Below are 21,189 nucleotides of genomic sequence, written 5' to 3'. Positions count from 1 at the left end.
CACAACCCCTGTGACCTGCGCAACGTCAGCTCCACGGGGTCACTGACGACGCAGCAGCCACGCCAGCAACGCGGTCACCACGGCTGCGACCAGCAGGCCGGCGAGGGTGGCGGCCTGGAGCCCTTGACCGCTGCCGAGGTCGGCCAGTCCCACCAGGAGGACGCCCAGCACACAGGTGGCGAGCAGCACACCGGCGGCCCGGATCAGCCAGCGCAGCATCAGATCGGGGTCGACCACCGCGTCGTACGGCAGCATCGCCGACAGGGCGCAGAGGGTGTGCGTGAGATAGAGCAGGGCCGCCACGGCGAACAACCGCCACAACGCGACCGACCGGCCGTACCCGTCGGTGGCGAGCAGCCAACCGCCCACGGTGACCAGCGCCGCGAAGGTCGGCCACACCCGGCGCGGCGCGACCGCCGGCAGCAGCGCCACTGCCGCCAGGGCGAGCACCGTCTGCCCGGTGAACACCTGCGCGGGGTACGCGAGCAGCAGGCCGGCCAGCGCGAGCAGGAAGACGCCGACGCGCACCAGCAGAGGCGTCAGGCTGATCCGGCCGGCGACGTGCCGGGCGGCCCGGACCCGGCCGGTGACGGCGGACATCACCGGGCACCGACCCGGGGCGCGGTGGCCAGGCGGGCCACGTCCCGCAGCACCTGGTCCAGGCTGCCCGCGCCGGCCCACGGCACCACGGGTACGCCGTGCTCACGCAACTGCGCGACCATCGTGTCGCGGTCGAGCCGCCACAGCCGGTACGCGACCTCCGCCCAGCCCCGGTCCTTCGGTGCCGGCAGGTCCACCGGCAGGGTGTCCACGGCCACGACGAAGCGGCCCGAGCGGGCCAGCCGGGCCAGCATCTGCGCCGACCGTTCGTCCAGCAGTGGGGTGAGCACCACCACCAGCGCGTCGGCCGAGAGCAGTTGCGGGCCGAAGACCTGGTCGTAGGGCTCGTGCGGGGAGGACCGGGCCTCGACGTCGAGCAGCCACTCCAGGACGGTCAGGTACTGCCGTCGACCGGTGGCGGGACGCAGCCTGCGGGCGGTGGGGCCGTACTCCAGCAGTGCCACCCGGTCGCCCCGGTGCAGGTAGTGCTCGGCGATCGCGGCGGCGGCACGCACGGTGGTGTCGAGCACCGACGCCGCCCCGTCCACCCCGCCGGAGCGGCCCGCCTCGGCGAGCACGTCGAGCAGCACCACGACCTCGGCGTCCCGGTCGGAAAGGGTGGCCGCCACGTGCAGCTGCCGGGTCCGCAGCGACACCCGCCAGTCGACGCGGCGCAGTCGGTCGCCGGGGGCGAAGACCCGCACCCCGGCCAGCTCACCGCCCTCTCCGGGCCGGCGGGAGTGGTGCGCGCCGACGAGCCCGGCGGCCCGGGGCATGGCCTCGACCGCGTCGAACGGCTCGGTCCTCGGATACACGCGGGTGCGGGCCTGCTCGGCGTACACGGCGCGGGACACCAGCAGCCCCTGGGCGGCGGCGACCCGCGCCCCGGCGGGCCCGACCGGATGCCGGCCCCAGCGCCGGGCGGTGCCGGCCAGTTCCAGGTCGACGGCGGTCGCCGGAGCGACCGAGGTGACGAAGGGCCGGTCGGCCACCGAGCCGGTGTCGCCCGGCCGGCCCGTGGCCAGGGCGGTGCCGGCGAGGCTGGCCCGTTCGATCCGCAGCCAGGGCGACACGCGGGCCCGCAGCACCACCGCGTCGTAGGTCAGCTCGTCGGGATTGCCGACGGTGACCGTGCTGGTCACCTCGCCGCCCTCGACCAGGTGGGCCTCCTCGGCGGTGATCCACACCTGGGGCGGCGCGGCGGGCCGGCGACGCAGCGCGTACGCGGTGCCGAGCGCGAACGGAGCGGCCAGCACCACCAGGTCGACCCGGCCGAGCAGCACCGCGGCGACGAGCAGCAGGCCGGTGAGGAGCACGGCCCGGCCCAGCGCCCGGGTGGGAGCCCAGCCGCCGTCGGGTCGGTCCGTGCCGGTCACGGCGCCGGGTACCCCGGCTGGCCGGCGGCGTAGCTTGGCAACGCCCCGCTGGCCGGGGCCGGGGTGGCGTCGAGAACCTCACCGACCACGAAGGACGGATCGACCCGGCGCAGCCACATCTCCGGGCGCAACGTGATCCGGTGGGCGAGGGCGGGGGCGGCGACGTCCTTGACGTCCTCGGGCACCACGTAGTCGCGGCCGGAGAGCACGGCCCGTACGCGCGCCAGCAGCAGCAGCGCCAGCGAACCGCGCGGGGAGGCGCCCACCAGCACCGACGGGTGTTCCCGGGTGGCCGAGGTCAGGGCGACGATGTACCGGCCGACGGAGTCCTCCACCACCACATCCTCCAGCGCCGCCTGCATCGCGCGCAGGGTGGCCGCGTCGACGACGGGCTTGATCTCGGCCTCCTCGCGACGGCGGGCCATCCGCCGGCGCAGCACCTCCCACTCCTCCTCGTGCTCCGGGTAGCCGAACGACACCCGCAGCAGGAACCGGTCGAGCTGCGCCTCGGGCAGCGGGTAGGTGCCCTCGTACTCGATGGGGTTGGCGGTGGCGAGGACGTGGAACGGCTCGTCCAGCCGGTAGGTGACGCCCTCGACGGAGACCTGCTTCTCCTGCATCGCCTCCAGCAGCGCCGACTGGGTCTTCGGCGGGGTCCGGTTGATCTCGTCGGCGAGCAGCAGGTTGGTGAAGACCGGCCCGGCGCGGAAGGCGAAGTCGCCGCTGCGCTGGTCGTAGAGGAACGAGCCGGTGACGTCGGCGGGCAGCAGGTCCGGGGTGAACTGGAGGCGGCGGAAGTCCAGGCCGAGGGCCTGCGCGAAGGAACGCGCGGTCAGCGTCTTGCCCAGGCCCGGCAGGTCCTCCAGCAGGACGTGCCCGCCAGCGAGGATGCCGGCGAGCACCAGTTCCAGGGCGTCCCGTTTGCCGACCACGACCTGGCCGACCGCGTCCAGCACCGCCCGGGCGAGGTGGCCGACCTCGGTGGCGGGCATAGTCCGGTCGACGTCGTTCATCAGATCTTCTCCAGTTCGGCGACGATCGCCGCGAGGTCGCGCGGCGACAGGGGGCGGCGGGACGGGGTGTCGAGGAACGTCCACAGACGATCGCCCAGCAGCGCCCGGGCCCGGACGGGATCGGACTCGCGGGTCAGCCCGTGCCGCTGGCGCAGACGTTCGTCGGCCAGCTCGGCGAGGCGGGGCAGGATGCGCACGCCGAACCGGTCCTGGTCGCCGGCCGCCCAGGCCAGCGGCCGTTCCCAGCCGTTGATGGCGGCGCGCAGCGCGTCCTGGTGCGCCCAGTTCCAGGTGCCGTCGTCCTCGGTGAGGCGGGCCCGGCCGGGCGAGCGGGGCGGCGGCGCGAGCGTGCCGACGACCCGACGGACCACCAGCAGCGTGACCACCCCGGCGACCAGCACCAGCAGCGACACCTGCAGTCCCACGGCACGCAGCCCGGCGATGAGCACCACGACCACCGCTGCGGCGATCGCAGCCCCGCGGAGCAGGGCCCACCAGGGCCCGGTCTGCCGTCGTTCGGGGCGCGACGGTCGTTCCTCCTCGAAAGTGAGCAGGTCGTCGATGCTGGTGCTCACGCCGCCCCCTCGGCGACCACCGCGGTCAGTTCACCGCGCAGCCGACGCAGGGCCGCGCGGGCCTGGTCGCGGGTGTGCTCGTCGACGGGGCGGGTGGCGTAACGGGCCTCCCGGTAGACGTGGGCCAGTTCAGCCAGCACGTCGGCGCTGACGATGGCCGGCACGCCGGCGGCGGAGTCGCCACGCAGCAGCCGGGTGACCAGGTCGGTGGGGGTGTCACCGGCCAGCCGGGGCACGCCCGCCGCGGCGGCGGTCTCCTCCAGGCGAACCCAGCAGGCGATCACGGCGGTACGCGGGTCGGTCGAGCGGTCGTCCAGTTCGACCAGTCCGGCGTCGAGAGCGGCGACGACCTCAAGGGCGGTGCCCTCGGGGGTGGGCCGGGCGGGCCGCCCGGCGGGCAGCCGACGGGTGACCCGGCTCGCGACGCCGCGTACCAGCACCCAGGTCAGATAGCCGAGCCCGGCGAGCAGGACCGCACCGAGCAGCGCCAGCGCGGCCTTGCCGAGCCAGGCCGGGATCTGGGCACCGGTCTGCTCGGCGACCTCCCTCGGCTCGGCGGGGATGGACGGCTGGGCCTCCCCGCTCGGGTACTCCAGCACGAACGGGGCCTCCTCGACGGCCGGCGGGATCCGGCTCGCGCCGATCGAGGAGTATGCGGAGGCCAGGGTGGCGGCGGCGAGCAGGGCGGCCACGGCGACGACGGGCCACCAGCCGCGCACCAGGCGGGCCGGCGACTCAGGTCGGCGTGTCCCGTCCGTCATCAGCATCGCCCCGCAGTCTCAGTCCGCCCCGGCCACCTGCTTCGCCCGGGTGAACACGTCGTCCAGCATCCCTGGCGTCAGCCGCCCCGTGAAGGTGTTCTGCTGGCTGACGTGGTAGCAGCCGAACAGTTCCGGTGCGGCCGTGCCGGACCAGTGTGCCCCATGACCGAAGACGGGGCGCGGGCTGGGCGGGCGGACGCCGTACACATGGCGCAGGGTGGGCCACCACGCCGCCCAGGCGAAGGCACCCAACGCGACCACGACGCGCAGCGTGGGCCTGACCAGCGCGACCTCCCGGTGCAGCCAGGGCGCGCAGGTGTCCCGTTCGGTGGGGGTGGGCTTGTTGTCGGGTGGGGCGCAGCGCACGGCGGAGAAGATCCGGGTGTCGGTCAGGGTGAGCCCGTCGTCGGCGGCCACGCTGGTCGGCTGGTTGGCCAGCCCGGCCCGGTGCAGGGCGGCGAACAGCACGTCCCCGGAGCGGTCGCCGGTGAAGATCCGACCGGTGCGGTTGCCCCCGTGCGCGGCCGGGGCGAGGCCGAGGATCGCGATCCGGGCCGCCGGGTCGCCGAAGCCCGGCACGGGCCGGCCCCAGTACCGCTGGTCGCGGAAGGCGGCCCGCCTGGTGCGGGCCACGTCCTCCCGCCAGTCGACCAGGCGCGGGCACGCGAAGCAGTCGGCGACGGCCGCGTCGAGGTCGGCCACGTCGGTCGCCCGCGCCGCGCGGGCGACCACCTCTGCGGGGGTACGCGGCTCAGCCAAGCTTCGCCCGGAAGTGTTCGAGGGTCCGGGCCCAGGCGCTGGTGGCGGCCCGCTGGTCGAAGTGCTCCGGACGGTCCTCGTTGAAGAAGGCGTGCGCGGTGCCCGGGTAGTCGTGCAGTTGGCAGGTGCCGCCGGCGGCCTCGACGGCCCCCCGTACGGCCTGGACGCCGTCGTCGGTGGAGGTGCCGTCGGCCTCGGCGCAGTGCACGAGGGCGGCCTTGCCCGCGTAGGCGGGCCACCGGGCCGGCATGCCGTCCCACGGCAGCCGCGGGTAGAAGGCGGCGGTGGCGATGATCCGCTCGGTGCGGGTCGCCGACCACAGCGCCAGGCTGGCACCGGCGCAGAACCCGACGCAGCCGACCTTGCCGGTGACCTCGGGTCGGCCGGCGAGGTAGTCGGCGGCGGTGGCGATGTCCGCCGCCGCCTCGTCGAGCTGCGCGCTGTTCAGCATCTGCCGCGGCTCACTCGGCTTCGCGGCGGGGCCGCCGTGCCGGAAGTCGGGGGCGAGGGCGACGAATCCGGCCTCGGCGAACCGGTCGACGACGGACCGGATGTGGGGCACCAGGCCCCACCAGTCCTGGATGACGATGACCGCGGGGCTGGCCGCACCGGTGGAGGGTATCGCGAGGTACCCCTGGCTCGTCATTCCCGTGCCGGGAAAGGTCACCATGTCGCCCATCGGCCGTCCTCCTAGCGGTCAGTCAACGTTGGCTGGTCGCCCAGTGGTGCTACGTGCCGGTAGCCTGCCACGCCGTGACCGTGCCGGGAAGACGAGGTAGGAGTGGCGTTCACCTCCTGTTCGCGCTGCCGTCGGGGCCCGGGTACACCGACGGCGGCGCGGGTGTCGCGCCGCCGTCGGGGTCGTACGCCAGCCTGCTCAGACCTTCTTGGTCAGGCAGAGCAGGTAGCCGGTGCTGCCCGGCTTGATGCTGTAGAAGACGTAGCCCTCGTCGCCCTCCTTGAAGAAGGTGTTGCACGCCTCGCCGGAGCGGGCCTGCGCCTCGGTCTGCCCGTCGACCCGTCCGACCACGTTGTACGCGGCGTCGGTGTCGGTGCAGGCCACGACCTTCGCGCTGTCGACCTCCTCCTGCGCGGTGCCGGTGACCTCGGGCAGCTCGGCGATGCAGTCGCCGGCCTTCGCGTCGGCGGTCTCGTCGGCGTTGAACACGTTGCCGAGCACGGAGCCGAGGCCGAACTTGAGGCCCAGGACGACCAGGAACACCACGACCGCGCCGATGATGCCGAACGCCTTCTTCTTGCCGCCGGACCTGTGCTCCGGCTCCGCCGGGGGCGGCGCCTGCACGGCCGGCGGGGCCTGCGGAGCGTCCGAAGTGGGGGGCGGTGCGACCTGCTCTGACACGAAGTTGTCCTTCCGAGGGGTTGATGAGCAGACGACACCGTAGCGACCGGCCGTTTCCGGCGCTGTCCCCTCGGACTCATCCGTTCAGCCATTTCCCAGGTTGGCGCGTGCCGCCGCCTCGCCGACCCGTCAGGCGAGGCTCCAGGCGATGCCGTCGAGGATGTCGTGCTCCGAGGCGACCACCGTGCCCAGCCCCGAACGCTCCATGATCACGCGGAGCACCAGGGCTCCCGCCCCGATCACGTCGGCCCGGCCCGGATGCATCACCGGGATGGCCAGCCGCTGCTCGCGGGACTTCGCCAGCAGGTCGGCGGTCACCTCCGCCACCCGGTCGTACGACACCCGGGCGTGGTGGATGCGCTCCGGCTCGTACGCGGTGAGGCCCTGGGCGATCGCCACCACGGTGGTGACCGAACCGGCCAGGCCGACCAGGGTGGCCGCCGAACGCCCGGGGACCGCCTCCAGCGCCCGGTCCACGGCTGCCGCGATGTCGGCCTGCGCGGCGGCCACCTCGTCCGGGCCCGGCGGGTCGCCGTGCAGGTGACGCTCGGTCATCCGGACACAGCCGATGTCCATCGAGATCGCCGCCTCGACCCCGCCCTCGCGGGTGCCGACCACGAACTCGGTCGAGCCGCCGCCGATGTCCACCACCAGGTACGGCGGCCGGGCGTCGGCGGGCAGGCCGCGCACCGCGCCGGTGAAGGACAGCCGCGCCTCCTCGTCGCCGGTGACCACCTCGGGGGCGACACCCAGGGTCCGCTGCACCATCTCCCGGAACTCGGCCGCGTTCTGCGCGTCGCGGGACGCCGACGTCGCGCACATCCGGACCCGCCCCGCGCCGAGCCGGTCGATGTCGGCGGCGAAGCTGGCCAACGCCACCCGGGTGCGCTCGATCGCCTCCGGCGCGAGTCGGCCCGTCCGGTCGACGCCCTGCCCCAGCCGGACGATCTCCATCCGGCGGCTCAGGTCGGTCAGCGGCGCCTGCGGGCCCGCCGCCGGGTCGGGCAGGTCGGCGACCAGCAGTCGGATCGAGTTGGTGCCGCAGTCGATGGCGGCCACGCGCGACGTCACACCGGCAACCCTACGACAGCGGGTCAGAGGCGCAGCAGCATGCGGGTGTTGCCCAGGGTGTTCGGCTTGACGCGTTCCAGGTCCAGGAACTCGGCGACGCCCTCGTCGTACGAGCGCAGCAGCTGCTCGTACACGGGTTGCGGCACCGGCGCACCGTCGATCTCGGTGAAGCCGAACGACCCGAAGAACGAGGTCTCGAAGGTGAGCACGAAGATCCGGGACACGCCCAGTTCCCGCGCCGAGTCGATCAGTTCGCGGACGATCCGGTGCCCGATGCTGCGGCCCCGGTACGTCGGGTCGACCGCCACCGTCCGGATCTCGGCCAGGTCCTCCCACATCACGTGCAGCGCGCCGCAGCCCACCACGGCCCCGCCGCCGGTCACCGCCACCCGGAACTCCTGCACGTCCTCGTACAGGGTCACCGTGGCCTTGCTGAGCAGCCGCCGGTCGTCGGTGTAGGTGTCCACCAGCCGCCGGATGCCCCGCACGTCCGAGGTGCGGGCCCGGCGGACCAGGATCTCACCCGCGCTCACCCGCCCGCCGGCACGTCCACGCAGGGGCCGGCCGCCCACCACTTCTCCACCAGCCCGAGGGTCTCGTCGCCGAACGGGTTCACCCCGGGCCCGGCGCCGAGGGCGTGACCGAGGTGCACGTGCAGGCACTTGACCCGGCCGGGCATCCCGCCGGCCGAGGTGCCGGCGATCTCCGGCACCTCGCCGATCGCGTCCCGCCGGGCCAGGTAGTCCTCGTGCGCGGCGCGGTAGCGGGCGGCCAGTTCCGGATCGGCCGCCAACCGGTCCGCCATCTCCTTCATCAACCCGGCCGACTCCAGCCGGCTGCAGGCCGCCGTCGCGCGGGGACAGGTCAGGTAGAACAGGGTCGGGAAGGGGGTGCCGTCGGCCAGTCGCGGCGTCGTCTCCACCACGTCGGGCAGGCCGCACGGGCACCGGTGGGCCACGGCCCGGGTGCCCCGGGGCGGGCGCCCGAGTTGCGCGGCCACCGCGGCCAGGTCGGCCTCGCTGGCCGGTTCACGCTCCGGCGGGGGTACGGATTCCGCCGCCGGCTCCTGCGGTGGTACGACAGTCACGGTGCCCATCTCTCGTTCGGTGCCCTAGTTGTCGGTCTGCTCGCCGTTGGCGGCCCGCACGCTCGACCACAGCGTGTCGTACCAGGGGTCGGGCACGTCCGCCGCGGCCGGCCCGGCCGGTTCACCCGCGTCCCGGGCGGCGCCCGCCGGGTCGTCCAGGAGGATCACGATCTTCTCCCCGGGGCGGCTCATGAAGAACCGCTCCCGGGCCTTCGTCTCGACGTACGCGTCGTCCTCCCACTTGGCGGCCTCGGCGGCCAGCTCGGCGATCAGCTCCCGCTGGGCCGCCTGGGACGCCTCCATCCGTTCGATGTCGGCCTGCTGGTCGAGGTAGACCCGGACGGGATAGGTGTACGCCAGGGCCAGCGCGATCAGCACCGCGAACAGCACGGTGGCCCGCCCGGTGACACCTCGGGACCGGGGTGCGGCGAGCCGCGTGACCGTGCCCCCGGCCGCCGTACGCCGGGCGGCGGCGGGCCGGTTCGCGGAGCGTACGCCCTCGGCACCCCGGGCCGCGCCCGGAGCGCGACCGGCGGTCGACCGGGGGTCGGCGCGGACGCCGCCGTCCCGGGCCGACGGCCGTCCACTGCGGACCCCGCCCGGCCGGCCGGGCTGACCCGGCCGGCGGGCGGGGCGTTGGCCGCCCGGTGTGCGGCGCTGCTGCATCGTCACACCCCTCCCCCGAGGTTCGGCGTCGTCAGGCGGAACGGTAGCGCGGGAAGGCGCCCGCCCCGGCGTACCGCGCCGCGTCGGCCAACTCCTCCTCGATGCGCAGGAGCTGGTTGTACTTCGCCACCCGGTCGGAGCGGGCCGGGGCACCGGTCTTGATCTGGCCGCAGCCGGTGGCCACCGCCAGGTCGGCGATGGTGGTGTCCTCGGTCTCGCCGGAACGGTGGCTCATCATGCACCGGAAGCCGGCCCGGTGGGCCAGGTCGACCGCGTCCAGGGTCTCGGTCAGCGAGCCGATCTGGTTGACCTTCACCAGCACCGCGTTGGCGGCCTTCTCGGCGATGCCCCGGGCGATGCGCTGCGGGTTGGTGACGAACAGGTCGTCGCCGACGATCTGGACGCGGTCGCCGAGCGCGGCGGTCAGGGTGGCCCAGCCGCTCCAGTCGTCCTCGGCCAGCGGGTCCTCGATCGACACGATCGGGTAGTCGCCGGCCAGCTTGGTGTAGTAGTTGCTCATGTCCTCGGCGGTCTTCGCCGTGCCCTCGAAGGTGTAGGTGCCGGCCTCGAAGAACTCCGTGGCCGCCACGTCGAGGGCGAAGACGATGTCGCTGCCGAGCCGGTAGCCGGCCTTCTCGACCGCCTCGGCGATCAGGTCGAGCGCGGCGGCGTTGGTGGGCAGGTTCGGCGCGAAGCCACCCTCGTCGCCCAGGCCGGTGGACAGGCCCTTCGCCTTCAGCACGGACTTGAGGGCGTGGTAGACCTCGGCACCCGAGCGCAGCGCGTCACGGAAGCTCGGCGCGCCGATCGGCGCGATCATGAACTCCTGGACGTCGACGTTGGAGTCCGCGTGCGCGCCGCCGTTGAGGATGTTCATCATCGGCACCGGCAACAGGTGCGCGTTGGGGCCGCCCAGGTAGCGGAACAGGCTCAGCTCGGCGCTGCCGGCCGCCGCCTTCGCCACCGCGAGGGAGACGCCGAGGATCGCGTTCGCGCCCAGCTCGCCCTTGTTGTCGGTGCCGTCGATGTCGAGCATCTTCTGGTCGATCAGCCGCTGCTCGCTGGCCTCGTACCCGATGAGCTGGTCGACGATCTTGTCCTCGATGTTGGCGACCGCCTTCTCGACGCCCTTGCCCAGGTAGCGGGACTTGTCACCGTCGCGCAGCTCGATCGCCTCGAAGGCGCCCGTGGAGGCGCCGGACGGCACCGCGGCGCGGGCGATCGTGCCGTCGTCGAGCCCGACCTCGACCTCGACGGTCGGGTTGCCCCGGGAGTCCAGGATCTCCCGGGCGACGATTCCCTCGATGGTTGCCACTGAGTCGCTCCTCGTTCGTGTGGTCCGGTCCGGCATGGGCCGCGACGGTGCGGCTGAGGCAGGTGTTGAACGCAGCGTATCGGTCCGCGCGGCCGGGCACGGTGCCCGGGCGTGCCACAGCCCACGGTCCGGGGCCCACCAAGACGGACATTCCCGTATTCTCGGGCCTCAACCGACAACCGGTTTGCGTCCGGAGGACGCGATCGATCAGGCTGGGCGCCATGCCCGCCGCCACGACCACTCTCCGTGTGCTCGCCCTGTCGGTCATCGCGTCGCTCACCGTCACCGGGTGTCAGGCCCTCGACGACGCCGGGCGGGCACTGGAACGGGCTGACGTGGTCAACGAACTCGCCGCCCGGATGGATCAGGCGCTGACGCTGACCTACTCGGCCGACTACCAGCTACCCGGCGGGCAGACCGCCACCATCACCCAGGGGCAGCAACCCGCGCGGTCGGCGTACACCTGGCCCGGCGGCAGGGTGACCGTCACCGAGGAGGCCACCACCCGCTGCGAGACGACCGACGACCGGACCGTCTGCACGCTGGAGCCACCACCCGCGCCGAACGCCAAGCCGTCCGTCGTGGTGTTCGACGAGGTCGAGCGCCAGGGGCTGGTCACTCCACCGATGGTGATGGGCAGGCTCACCACCGCCGCCCTGGACTCCGCCGCCGTCATCACCCAGAGCGACACCACGCTGGCCGGGCTGCACGCCACCTGCGTCGAGGTGCGCCGCAGCGCCGACGACTTCACCGCCTGCGTCACCACCGACGGGGCGCTGGGCAGCTTCCGCGGCGAGGTCGACGGCAAGCCCGTCGAGGTGGCGCTGACCCGCTACCAGGAGGCGGTGGACTCGGCGGCCTTCACGGTGCCGCCGGGCGCCGGCGTGGTGGACCGCCGCCCGTCCTGACCTGGGCGGCCCGGTCGACCGCCGCCCGTCCAACCCGGCGGGAACGGTGGACCGTCGCCCGTCCTAACGGCGGATCAGACGCCGAGCAGGGTGCGCAGGTGCCGCGGCGGCGGGCAGTCGTGCGCCAGCATCGCGTCGTGCCACTCGCGGTGCGACACGCCGTCCGGCCGGGCCGCGGCGATCCCCGCGACCTCGCTGTACCCGACGAAGTACGTCGACAGTTGGGTCGAGGTGAGCAACGCCCTACGCCACTTGCCGGCCGCCTCACCCTCCTCCTGGAAGCCGCGTTCGGTCATCAGCGCCAACGCGTCCGCCTCGGTCATCTGATCGCAGTGCACCAACTGGTCGAGCAGCGCGTTGATGGTCATCCGCAGCTGCATCTTGAGCTGCTGCAACCGCACCGGCAGCCCGCCGAAGCCCAGCCCGGCCATCAGCTCCTCGGTGTAGACCGCCCAGCCCTCGATGAACGGGCCGGAACGGGCCACCGCCCGCGCCCGCGTCGGGCCGGCGTGCCGGCGGGCGTGGGCGAGCTGGAGGAAGTGCCCCGGCATCGCCTCGTGCACCGTCAGGTTGCGGATCATGTGGTCGTTGTACTCGCGGTAGAACGACTCGACCCGGTGCGCCGGCCAGTCCGCCGGGGTCGGCGCAATGCAGTAGAACGTCGGCACGTCAGCCGTCTCCAGCGGGCCCGGCGCGTCGCAGTACGCCACCGCCACGCCCCGGGCGAACTGCGGCATCTCCTGGATCACGCACGGATCCTCGACCACCGTCACCAGGTCGTGGGCGCGGACGAAGTCGCTCGCCTCGTCCAGGGTGACCGAGGCCAACTCCACGATGGTGTGGTCGTCGGGATGCTCGGCGGCGAGCAGGCCCAGGGCGCGGCGTACCGTCTCGTCGTCGGCCGGGCCGCCCACCAGTTCGACGGCCGCCGCCCGGATCTCCCCGGTGACCCGGTCCAGGTTGGCCCAGGCCCGCCGCTGGATCTCGGCGGCCCCCAACTCCGTGTCGAGGGTGTGCCACAGCCGCGCCTCCCAGCGCCGCCGACCCAGCCGTGGGTCACGACCGGGACCCGCGTCGGCCGCCAGGCCGGCACCCAGCCAGGCCACGAACTCCTCCAACGCGGCGATCGCCGCCGTCGCCGCCGGCTCCACCCGGTCGTACAGCGCCGGCACCTGGGCCAGCAGCGCCGGTACCTCGTCGCGAACCAGCGCCGCCGCGCCGGTGAACTGCCCCACCGCCGTCTCGGCGTGCACCCGCGGCATGTCCCGCAGCGTCGCCCGGGCGGTCGCCAGAGCATCCGGTACGGCGGCCAGCCGACCGGCGAGCCGGGCCAGGCGCTCGTCGGGCGGCGCATAGGACCGGGCCACCAACGCGTGCAGCAGCGGGCCGGGGTTGTGCGCCAGCGGATCCCACTCGTACGCCCGGATCTCGTCCGCCTCGAACAGTTCCCGGTCGACGAGCGCGCTGAGCATGGCGTGGTCCACCCGCTCGTCGACGTCCAGCGCATCGGGGTCGACCTCGGAGAGCGCGTCGGACGCGTCGACGAGCATCGCCCGGTCCGCCGCCACCGCCTCGACGGACAGGTCCGGCAGCCGGTCGTCCCACCGGTGATCTCCCGCCGAGGCGGCCAGGCGCGGCCGGGACGCCAGCAACGCCTCGACGATCCGCTCGGCAAGAGGGGCGAACTCTTCCATCCGCCGACCTTAACGGTGTCGACGCCACGGCGCTCCGGTACCGCCGAGGGCCCGTGCGGGCCCCCGCCGTCGGCGGGCAGGTCCTCGAGCGTCCCGAGCGCCCGGCCGGCACCTCCGCCGGATCGAGGCCTGTGCGCGGCCTCAGCCGGTGTCGCCCCGCTCGACGGCGCGGACGGCGTCGGCGTACGCCAGGGTCGTGCGACGCAGCGCCGCCTCCGGGTCCAGCCCGGCCTCGCGGGCGGCGGCGACGGCCGCCAGCAGGCTCGCGCCGAGCCGAGCCTCCGCGTCAACCTGGGAGTCGGCCAGTGGCGGCGGCACCGCCAGACCCACCCGGGCCGCCCGGTCGAGAACCTTCGCGGCCAGGGCCAGGGCCGGCTGGCTCAGGGCGATGCCGTCGAGCACCGAGTCGCGGGCCTTCTCGGACCGCTTGATGCGTTCCCAGTTGGCCTCGATCTCCTCGATGGAGTCGGCGGCGTCGTCGGCGAAGACGTGCGGATTGCGCCGCACCATCTTGTCGACCAGTCCGCCGGCCACGTCGTCGATCGACCAGCGTGCGCCCTCGGGCAGTTCCTCGGCCAGGCGCGCGTGCAGCACCACCTGGAGCAGCACGTCGCCCAGTTCCTCACGCAACGCGTCGGTGTCGTCGGCGCTGATCGCGTCGTACGCCTCGTAGCACTCCTCCAACAGGAAGCCGGCGAGGCTGCGGTGGGTCTGCGCCCGCTTCCACGGATCACCGCCGGGAGAGGCGAGCCGGTCCATCACCGCCACCGCGTCGAGCAGCCGGGCGCCCGGCGGATCCCAGGAGCCGTACATCAACTCCAGCTCGGCCAGCCCCGGTTCCCGGGCCAACCGCAGGCCCAACTCCCGGGCCAGGGACTCGTCACCGGCCGGCCCGGCCAGCCACACGGCCGTGCCACTCCCCCGGGCCGCGTCGAGCAGCACCGGGACCGCCGGCCCGTCGGGCACGGTGACCTGCGCGCCCGCCGCCCGTACCGCCGTGGTCAGCTCGGTCTCCTCGCCGGCGAACACCGCCGCGGCGCGGACGACGTCCCAGGCGGCGGCCGTCAGCAGGCCGGCCGGCAACCGGGGCGAGGTCACCAGCAGGACGATCCGGGGAGTCATCTCAGCCGTCGGTCGGGCCGGTTCCCCTGCCGGCCGGCAGCGGATCCGGGGTGGAGACGTCGGTGACGACGTCGGACGCCGGCTCGCCCAGCGGCACCGTCACCGCGGGGATGTCCACCGTGAGGTTGAGCAGCGGGTACTCCAGCGGACGGTAGCGCGGGTTGACGGTGACGTCGTAGCGCTCCACCACGGCGGCCAGGGAGTCCCGGCTGCCCAGGGCGTTGCGCAGGGTCGGCACGTCGAGCTGCCGGGCCACGGCCTCGTCGGGCTGCGCGGCCAGCTCGGGACTGGCCCGCTTGCCGGCAGCCACCAGATCCGCCAGCTCCTGCGGCGTCGGCTCGACCGGCTGGCCCGCCGGGATGCCCGACAGGCAGGTGCCGAGATCGGCGAGGAGCTGCACGTAGTCGGTCTCGGGCGACAGGCCGAAGCGCTGGGCGATCTGCCCCGGAGGGGCCTGGCCCTGCGGCTGGTAGCCCTCCTCCGCCGACACCCGCTCACACACCTCGGCGAGCACCAGCGTGGTCACCACCTGGCTGCGCCCCGGCAGAACCGGCTGCTGGGGCGGCTGCCCGTTCTCGGGAGCCGCCGTCGGTGCCGGGTTCTTCGCCCGCGCGTCGTCGAGGACGGCGGTGACCGCGTCCTCGGTGATGCGGTGATCGCCGACATACGCGGCGACACCGGGCTCGGTACGGCAACCGGAGAGGGCGACGAGGCCGACCGCCACGCTGGCGACGGCGACAAGACGGCGAGCACGCATGCCCGTCACTCTCTCATGCCCCCCACCCACCCCCACCCCGCCCCCGCCCACCTGCCCACCCCGGCCCCTTCCCATCCCGCCCCACCCGGCCCCGACTGACCACGAAGTTGTGACCGCGACACGTCGGGCGGGACCGGAACAACTTCATGATCGACGAGAGCCGGCGGGGGTGGGGGAGCCCAGGACGTCGTGCAGGAGTTGGGCGCACCAGTCCAGGAGAGCCTGGTCGCGCAGCGGTTCGCCGCCGACCCGGCGGGTGGTCGGACGGGGCACGCTGACCTGGTCGAGGGCCGCCTTGTAGACCGAGTCGGGGTGGTAACGCTTGAGCCGAAGCTGCTTGGAGTCCGGCAGTGGCAGCGGGCCGAACCGCAGGTGCCTGCCCTGCATGCTGACGTCGGTGAGGCCATAGCAGCGGGCCAGCAGCCGGAACCGGGCCACCGCCAGCAGGTTCTGCACCGGAGCGGGCGGCTCGCCGTACCGGTCGGTCATCTCGGCGGCCACCTCGCGCAGCCGCTCCTCGTCGCGCGCCTCGGCGAGCTTGCGGTACATCTCCAGGCGCAGCCGCTCCACGGCGACGTAGTCGTGCGGCAGGTGCGCGTCGACCGGAAGATCGATCTTGACGTCCGTCTCCTCCTCGGGGCGTTCGCCCTTGAACGCCTGCACCGCCTCGCCCACCATGCGCACGTACAGGTCGAAGCCGACGCCCTCGATGTGGCCGGACTGCTCACCGCCGAGCAGGTTGCCCGCGCCCCGGATCTCCAGGTCCTTCATCGCCACGTACATGCCCGCGCCCAGCTCGGTGTGCTGGGCGATGGTGGCGAGCCGCTCGTGCGCGTGCTCGGTCAGCGGCTTGTCCCGCGGATAGAGGAAGTAGGCGTACGCCCGCTCCCGCCCACGGCCCACCCGGCCCCGGATCTGGTGCAGCTGGGCCAGGCCCAGCAGGTCGGCGCGCTCCACGATCAGGGTGTTGGCGTTCGGGATGTCGATGCCGGACTCCACGATCGTGGTGCAGACCAGCACGTCGAACTCCTTCTCCCAGAAGCCGACCATGACCTTCTCCAGCGCCTCCTCACCCAGTTGGCCGTGCGCCACCGCCACCCGCGCCTCCGGCACCAGCTCGCGCAGCTTCCGCGCCGTCCGCTCGATCGACTCCACCCGGTTGTGCAGGTAGAACACCTGCCCGTCGCGCAGCAACTCGCGGTGGATCGCGGCAGCCACCTGCCGCTCGTCGTACGCCCCGACGGCGGTCAGCACCGGGTGCCGCTCCTCCGGCGGGGTGGCGATGGTGGACATCTCCCGGATGCCGGTGATCGCCATCTCCAGCGTTCGGGGGATCGGGGTGGCCGACATGCTCAGCACGTCCACCGAGGCCCGCATCGACTTCAGGTGTTCCTTGTGCTCGACGCCGAAGCGCTGCTCCTCGTCGACGATGACCAGACCCAGCGACTTGAACCGGGTGGCCGCCTGGAGCAGCCGGTGGGTGCCGATGACGATGTCGGCGGTGCCGTCGCCGGCCATCGCCAGGGTCTGCTCGGCCTCCTTCGGCGTCTGGAACCGGGACAGCTGCCTGATCTCCACCGGGAACTGGCTCATCCGCTCGGCGAACGTGTTGTAGTGCTGCTGCACGAGCAGGGTGGTGGGCACCAGCACGGCGACCTGCTTGCCGTCCTGCACCGCCTTGAACGCCGCGCGCACCGCGATCTCGGTCTTGCCGTACCCGACGTCGCCGCAGATCAGCCGGTCCATCGGGACGGTCTGCTCCATGTCCCCCTTGACCTCCTCGATCGCGGCGAGCTGGTCGGGGGTCTCCTGCCAGGGGAAGGCGTCCTCCAGCTCCCGCTGCCACGGGGTGTCCGGCCCGAACGCGTGCCCCTTGGACGCCTTGCGGGCCGCGTAGAGCTGGATGAGCTGCGCGGCGATCTCCCTGACCGCCTTGCGAGCCCGTGCCTTGGACTTCTGCCAGTCGGAGCCGCCCATCTTGTGCAGGGTGGGCTGTTCACCGCCGACGTAGCGGGAGAGCTGGTCGAGCTGGTCGGTGGGCACGAACAGCCGGTCACCGGGCTGGCCGCGCTTGCTGGCGGCGTACTCGATGACCAGGTACTCCCGGCTGGCCCCGTTGACGACGCGCTGCACCAGCTCGACGTACCGGCCGATGCCGTGCTGTTCGTGCACCACGTGGTCGCCGGCCTTCAGCTCCAGCGGGTCGATGGTGTTGCGTCGCCGGCTGGGCATCTTGCGCATGTCGCGGGTGGAGGTGCCCCGCCCGCCGGTGACGTCGTTGCCGGTGAGCAGCACGAACCGGGACGCCTCGTCGACGAAGCCGCTGGCCAGCGAGCCGCAGGTGACCAGCACCTCACCGGGGGCCGGGGCGGTCGGCACCTGTTCGGTCAGCCGGGCGCCCAGCCCGGCGTCGCGGAGCACCTCCACGGCCCGTTGGGCGGGGCCGTGCCCCTCGAAGACCAGCGCGACCGACCAGCCCTCGCCTGTCCACCGCTTGAGGTCGTCGACCACCCGTGCGGTCTCGCCGTGGTAGAGCGGAGCCGGTTGGGCGGCCAGGGCCACCGCGACCGCGTCGTCGGGGATGACGTCGGCGGTCTCCGGCTCGTCCTCCCAGGGCTGCCGGGTCGGCTCCGCGTCGGGCTCGGCCAGACCGAACGGCGACAGCGTCCACCAGGGCTGGCGCAGCCGCCCGGCGGCGGCGCGCACCTCGGCCAGGGTGCGGAAGGCGGCAGCGCCGAGGTCGACCGGGGCCTGGCCGCCGACGGCGGCGGCGGCCCAGCTCGCCGCGAGGAACTCCGCCGAGGTACGCACCAGGTCGTGCGCCCGGGTGCGGATGCGCTCCGGGTCGCACAACAGCACGTGGGTGCCCGCCGGCATGCAGTCCAGCAACAGCTCCATCGAGTCCGCGCCGATCAGCGCCGGGGCCAGGGACTCCATGCCCTCGACGGGGATGCCCTCGGCCAGCTTGTCGAGGATCTCGGTCAGCTCGGGGTGTTCCTGCGCCAACGCGGCGGCCCGCCGGCGCACCGACGGGGTGAGCAGCAGTTCCCGGCACGGCGGTGCCCAGAGCTGCGCGACCTGCTCGATGGTGCGCTGGTCGGCCACGGCGAAGGTGCGGATCTCCTCCACCTCGTCGCCCCAGAACTCGACCCGGGAGGGATGCTCGTCGGTCGGCGGGAAGACGTCCAGGATGCCGCCGCGTACGGCGAACTCGCCCCGCTTGGTGACCAGGTCGACCCGCGCGTACGCCATGCCGGTGAGCTGGCGGGCCACGTCCTCCAGGTCGGCTTCCTCGCCGGCGGCGAGCTGCACCGGCTCCAAGTCGCCGAGCCCCTTGAGCTGCGGTTGCAGCACCGAGCGGACCGGGGCGACGACCACCCGCAGCCGGCCGGTGCGCCCGTGCGAGTCGGCGGAGTCCGGGTGGGCCAGCCGGCGGAGCACGGCCAGCCGCCGGCCGACGGTGTCCGACCGGGGTGAGAGCCGTTCGTGGGGCAGCGTCTCCCAGCTCGGGAACACCGCCACCTGCCCGGGTGGGAGCAGGCTGCCCAGTGCGGCGGCGAGGTCGTCGGCCTCCCGGGTGGTCGCGGTGACGGCGAGCACCGGGCGGCCCGCACCCCCGCCCGCCGCGTCGCCGGGATCCGCCGCGACGGCGGCGACCGCGAACGGGCGCAGCGCCGGCGGGGCGGTCAGGTCGAGGCCGTCGACCTGGGCCGCGCCGGAGCGCGCCAGGTCCCGCGCCCGGGCCAGACCCGGATCGGCCAGGGCGGCGGCGAACAGTCCGATCAGCGCAGTCATGATCACTTCCGAGGCGGGGACACGACGATCGCCCCTCGTCCGCCTGGACGGGGGGCACGAAGGTCGACACTATCTCTCCGGTGGGACGTCGCATCGCAGTCCACGGCGTGACCCCCACCCGCGTGGAACCGACACGTCGCCGCGCGACCGACGACCCGGGGAGGCAGGAATGCCGGAGGGAGTGGGCAGCGACCCGCGCCAGAACACCACCCCCGCCCGCTGGCGGGTGCTGGGGCACCCGGACGGGATACTGGCCTACCAGGTGCGCTGCATCGTCGAGCACCACGGCTGGTCCGAGCCCGCCGAGCAGGAGAGCCACAAGGTGGTCCTGGGTCGGTCCGGCGCGTACCGGCGGCGGGTCAACGGTCGCACCCGGTTCGCCGACGCCACCTCGGTGCTGATGCTCAGACCGGGCGACGAGTTGGCGGTGGCCCATCCGCTGGGCTGCGGCGACTCGTACACCTGCCTGGAGGTCGACCCGGAGGTGCTGGCCGCCCGGCCCGACGCGGACGGCTGGCTGCACCGCACCGGCTGGGACGGGTCCGCCGACGACCGGCTCGACCTGGCGCACCGCCTGCTGATCGCCGAGTTGCGCCGCGGAGTGGACCGCTTCGAGATGGCCGAGCGGTTGCACCGCTTCCTCGACCGGCTGCTGCAGCACAGCGGCGGCAGCGGCGACGGCGAACCGCCCGACGCGGCCCTGGACCGTACGGTGCGGCGCCGGCCCGCCACCCTGGCGGCCCACCGCCAGCTGGCCGACCGGGCGCGGGAGGTGCTCACCGCCGGCGACTTCGCGCTGGGCCTGAACGACGTGGCACAGCGGCTGGGCACGTCACCGCACCACCTCAGCCGGGTCTTCCAGCGGGTCACCGGAAGCAGCCTCACCGCCTACCGCAACCGGCTGCGGGTCCGGGCGGTCCTCGACACGCTCGCCGAGGCGGACGGGCCGCCGCTGCGTGAGCTGGCCTCGGCGTACGGCTTCGCCGACCAGGCCCACCTGACCCGGGTCGTCCGTGACCACGTGGGCCACCCGCCCGCCCGCCTCCGCGCCCTGCTCACCGCCTGAGCGCGGCTGCTCCCCCGAACTTCGGGGAACGAACAAGGATCTTCAAGACCACGCTCCGGACCAGCCCGAGAATGAGGTACGTCGACCCGGGAGGGCCGGGGGTGGGCGGACCTGTTCGGGGAGGCCCGCAGCTCCCCGCTCCCCGGGTGGACCTGCGGCAACGGACCTTGACCAGGCCACCGTCCCATGATCCGCTGGCGGGATGAGCGGACAGTGGCGCGCGCGGTTCGACGCGGAGGTGAGCTTCGCCAACGGTGGCAGGCTGCGGACCGAGGGCTTCCGGCTGGACATCCCGGGGCGGGACGTCGACGAGGCGGACCTCGCCGCGCTCTTCGTCCGGCACCTCGGCCTGCTGATGGTGGCCGACGTCCGGATCAGCAACAGGACGATCATCGAGGAACCGCACAAGGGCGGTCGCGGCGTCGGCACCCGGTCGCCCGGCGGAGCCCCTCGACTGGTCGAGCTGAGCCACCCCGTCACCGACGGGATGGTCACCCTGCCCGGGTGGCCGGCGCCACGGATCACCGACTGGCTGACGTTCGAGGCGTCCCGGGCGAACTACGCGCCGGGCACCGAGTTCCACGTCGGCAGGATCGACATGATCGCCAACACCGGCACGTACGTGGACACCCCGGCACACCGCTACGCCGACGGCGTCGACCTCACCGGCACCCCGCTGGACCGGCTCGCCGAACTGCCCGGAGTCGTGGTCCGGGTGCCGGCCGACGTCCGCGCGGTGGACCGGCTGCTGCTGGCCCCGTACGACGTGGCCGGCAGGGCGGTGCTGCTGCACACCGGCTGGTCGGCGCACTTCGGCACCGAGCGCTACGGCGCACCCGAGGCTCCGTACCTGACCGGTGCCGGTGCCGGTGCCCTGGTCGACGCGGGCGCCGCCCTGGTGGGCATCGACTCGATCAACATCGACGACATGGGCCCGGTCGCGGCCGGCGAGCGCCCCGCGCACAGCATCCTGCTGGCGGCCGGGATCCCGATCGTGGAGCACCTGACCGGGCTGGACGCCCTGCCCCCGGAGGGGTTCCGGTTCACCGCCGCCCCGCCGAGGGTGGCCGGGATGGGCACCTTCCCGGTCCGCGCCTTCGCCGTCGTCGACTGACGGAAGCGCGTACCCGATCCGCCGCCTCGGGTCGGCGTCCACCCGGTAGAAGCGGTGGGAGCAGCCGCTTCACCGGGCCGGAAACCGCCACGAACCGGGCGCTGCCGGTCCGGGACTGGCGGGCCCGCGCGAATCACCCCCACAGAACGG

The 21,189-nt window shown here is 73.8% G+C and carries 20 protein-coding genes; 3 read left to right on the top strand and 17 right to left on the bottom strand.

Annotation, left to right across the window (positions count from 1 at the left end):
* Positions 1–39: 39 nt before the first annotated feature.
* From GA0070616_RS17515 to eno, 13 genes are all read right to left on the bottom strand, one after another.
* Positions 40–600 carry a hypothetical protein gene (locus GA0070616_RS17515; protein WP_091083595.1) on the bottom strand — a complete coding sequence of 187 codons (561 nt, stop codon included), beginning with the start codon at positions 598–600 and terminating at the stop codon, positions 40–42.
* Positions 600–1,976, bottom strand: coding sequence for a DUF58 domain-containing protein (locus GA0070616_RS17510; RefSeq protein ID WP_091083592.1), 1,377 nt, complete (start codon positions 1,974–1,976; stop codon positions 600–602). The genes GA0070616_RS17515 and GA0070616_RS17510 overlap by 1 nt, the downstream gene beginning before the upstream one ends.
* Positions 1,973–2,989 (bottom strand): AAA family ATPase, encoded by a 1,017-nt coding sequence (locus GA0070616_RS17505; RefSeq protein ID WP_091083588.1) that lies wholly within the window; start codon positions 2,987–2,989, stop codon positions 1,973–1,975. Before GA0070616_RS17505 ends, GA0070616_RS17510 begins: the two co-directional genes overlap by 4 nt.
* Complete coding sequence (locus GA0070616_RS17500; protein WP_091083584.1) at positions 2,989–3,564, bottom strand: hypothetical protein; 576 nt, start codon at positions 3,562–3,564, stop codon at positions 2,989–2,991. The genes GA0070616_RS17505 and GA0070616_RS17500 overlap by 1 nt, the downstream gene beginning before the upstream one ends.
* Positions 3,561–4,325, bottom strand: a complete 765-nt coding sequence (locus GA0070616_RS17495) for a DUF4129 domain-containing protein (protein WP_091091026.1) — start codon at positions 4,323–4,325, stop codon at positions 3,561–3,563. The genes GA0070616_RS17500 and GA0070616_RS17495 overlap by 4 nt, the downstream gene beginning before the upstream one ends.
* 18 nt (positions 4,326–4,343) lie before the next feature.
* On the bottom strand, positions 4,344–5,084 hold the full coding sequence (locus GA0070616_RS17490; RefSeq protein WP_342672278.1) for a uracil-DNA glycosylase: 741 nt from the start codon (positions 5,082–5,084) through the stop codon (positions 4,344–4,346).
* Positions 5,077–5,763, bottom strand: coding sequence for a dienelactone hydrolase family protein (locus tag GA0070616_RS17485; protein ID WP_091083576.1), 687 nt, complete (start codon positions 5,761–5,763; stop codon positions 5,077–5,079). The genes GA0070616_RS17490 and GA0070616_RS17485 overlap by 8 nt, the downstream gene beginning before the upstream one ends.
* 198 nt (positions 5,764–5,961) lie before the next feature.
* Positions 5,962–6,444, bottom strand: coding sequence for an LppU/SCO3897 family protein (locus tag GA0070616_RS17480; protein ID WP_091083572.1), 483 nt, complete (start codon positions 6,442–6,444; stop codon positions 5,962–5,964).
* A gap of 129 nt (positions 6,445–6,573) precedes the next feature.
* Positions 6,574–7,503 carry a Ppx/GppA phosphatase family protein gene (locus GA0070616_RS17475; protein WP_091083569.1) on the bottom strand — a complete coding sequence of 310 codons (930 nt, stop codon included), beginning with the start codon at positions 7,501–7,503 and terminating at the stop codon, positions 6,574–6,576.
* Positions 7,504–7,538: 35 nt separating this feature from the next.
* Positions 7,539–8,048: an amino-acid N-acetyltransferase gene (locus tag GA0070616_RS17470; protein WP_091091019.1), complete on the bottom strand. Its 510-nt coding sequence runs from the start codon at positions 8,046–8,048 to the stop codon at positions 7,539–7,541.
* Positions 8,045–8,602, bottom strand: a complete 558-nt coding sequence (locus GA0070616_RS17465; RefSeq protein ID WP_091091022.1) for a DUF501 domain-containing protein — start codon at positions 8,600–8,602, stop codon at positions 8,045–8,047. Before GA0070616_RS17465 ends, GA0070616_RS17470 begins: the two co-directional genes overlap by 4 nt.
* Before the next feature lie 24 nt (positions 8,603–8,626).
* Positions 8,627–9,268 (bottom strand): FtsB family cell division protein, encoded by a 642-nt coding sequence (locus GA0070616_RS17460; protein WP_091091015.1) that lies wholly within the window; start codon positions 9,266–9,268, stop codon positions 8,627–8,629.
* Between the two features lie 31 nt (positions 9,269–9,299).
* Entirely contained in the window at positions 9,300–10,583 is a 1,284-nt protein-coding gene (eno, locus tag GA0070616_RS17455) for a phosphopyruvate hydratase (RefSeq protein ID WP_091083565.1), read from the bottom strand.
* Positions 10,584–10,804: 221 nt separating this feature from the next.
* Between eno and GA0070616_RS17450 the strand changes: the two genes are divergently transcribed.
* Entirely contained in the window at positions 10,805–11,491 is a 687-nt protein-coding gene (locus GA0070616_RS17450; protein ID WP_091083561.1) for a hypothetical protein, read from the top strand.
* A 74-nt stretch (positions 11,492–11,565) separates the two neighbouring features.
* On the opposite strand, the gene GA0070616_RS17445 is transcribed toward GA0070616_RS17450, so the two are convergent.
* From GA0070616_RS17445 to mfd, 4 genes are all read right to left on the bottom strand, one after another.
* Positions 11,566–13,185: a DUF885 domain-containing protein gene (locus GA0070616_RS17445; RefSeq protein WP_091083557.1), complete on the bottom strand. Its 1,620-nt coding sequence runs from the start codon at positions 13,183–13,185 to the stop codon at positions 11,566–11,568.
* Positions 13,186–13,326: 141 nt separating this feature from the next.
* Positions 13,327–14,307 carry a nucleoside triphosphate pyrophosphohydrolase gene (locus tag GA0070616_RS17440; protein ID WP_091083554.1) on the bottom strand — a complete coding sequence of 327 codons (981 nt, stop codon included), beginning with the start codon at positions 14,305–14,307 and terminating at the stop codon, positions 13,327–13,329.
* A gap of 1 nt (position 14,308) precedes the next feature.
* The gene (locus tag GA0070616_RS17435; protein ID WP_091083549.1) at positions 14,309–15,064 is read right to left on the bottom strand and encodes a hypothetical protein; all 756 of its coding nucleotides are present in this window, start codon (positions 15,062–15,064) and stop codon (positions 14,309–14,311) included.
* A 144-nt stretch (positions 15,065–15,208) separates the two neighbouring features.
* A complete protein-coding gene (gene mfd / locus GA0070616_RS17430; RefSeq protein ID WP_091083543.1) occupies positions 15,209–18,859 on the bottom strand; it encodes a transcription-repair coupling factor in 3,651 nt (1,216 codons plus the stop codon).
* Positions 18,860–19,028: 169 nt separating this feature from the next.
* On the opposite strand from mfd, the gene GA0070616_RS17425 reads away from it, so the two are divergent.
* Together GA0070616_RS17425 and GA0070616_RS17420 are read left to right on the top strand one after the other, a co-directional pair.
* On the top strand, positions 19,029–19,925 hold the full coding sequence (locus GA0070616_RS17425) for a helix-turn-helix domain-containing protein (protein ID WP_175440109.1): 897 nt from the start codon (positions 19,029–19,031) through the stop codon (positions 19,923–19,925).
* Between the two features lie 202 nt (positions 19,926–20,127).
* Positions 20,128–21,039 carry a cyclase family protein gene (locus tag GA0070616_RS17420; RefSeq protein WP_091083537.1) on the top strand — a complete coding sequence of 304 codons (912 nt, stop codon included), beginning with the start codon at positions 20,128–20,130 and terminating at the stop codon, positions 21,037–21,039.
* Positions 21,040–21,189: the final 150 nt, after the last annotated feature.

The organism is Micromonospora nigra (genome assembly GCF_900091585.1).
Taxonomy (GTDB): Bacteria; Actinomycetota; Actinomycetes; order Mycobacteriales; family Micromonosporaceae; genus Micromonospora; species Micromonospora nigra.
The sequence above is the reverse complement of the archived record's forward strand: the minus strand, read 5'-3'. Positions and strand labels throughout refer to the sequence as shown.

Coding starts and splice junctions, on each gene's coding strand:
- GA0070616_RS17515 (WP_091083595.1), bottom strand. CDS start 600: ATGTCCGCCGTCACCGGCCGGGTCCGGGCCGCCCGGCACGTCGCCGGC.
- GA0070616_RS17505 (WP_091083588.1), bottom strand. CDS start 2,989: ATGAACGACGTCGACCGGACTATGCCCGCCACCGAGGTCGGCCACCTC.
- GA0070616_RS17495 (WP_091091026.1), bottom strand. CDS start 4,325: ATGACGGACGGGACACGCCGACCTGAGTCGCCGGCCCGCCTGGTGCGC.
- GA0070616_RS17485 (WP_091083576.1), bottom strand. CDS start 5,763: ATGGGCGACATGGTGACCTTTCCCGGCACGGGAATGACGAGCCAGGGG.
- GA0070616_RS17460 (WP_091091015.1), bottom strand. CDS start 9,268: ATGCAGCAGCGCCGCACACCGGGCGGCCAACGCCCCGCCCGCCGGCCG.
- GA0070616_RS17450 (WP_091083561.1), top strand. CDS start 10,805: ATGCCCGCCGCCACGACCACTCTCCGTGTGCTCGCCCTGTCGGTCATC.
- GA0070616_RS17445 (WP_091083557.1), bottom strand. CDS start 13,185: ATGGAAGAGTTCGCCCCTCTTGCCGAGCGGATCGTCGAGGCGTTGCTG.
- GA0070616_RS17440 (WP_091083554.1), bottom strand. CDS start 14,307: ATGACTCCCCGGATCGTCCTGCTGGTGACCTCGCCCCGGTTGCCGGCC.
- GA0070616_RS17435 (WP_091083549.1), bottom strand. CDS start 15,064: ATGCGTGCTCGCCGTCTTGTCGCCGTCGCCAGCGTGGCGGTCGGCCTC.
- mfd (WP_091083543.1), bottom strand. CDS start 18,859: ATGACTGCGCTGATCGGACTGTTCGCCGCCGCCCTGGCCGATCCGGGT.
- GA0070616_RS17425 (WP_175440109.1), top strand. CDS start 19,029: ATGCCGGAGGGAGTGGGCAGCGACCCGCGCCAGAACACCACCCCCGCC.
- GA0070616_RS17420 (WP_091083537.1), top strand. CDS start 20,128: ATGAGCGGACAGTGGCGCGCGCGGTTCGACGCGGAGGTGAGCTTCGCC.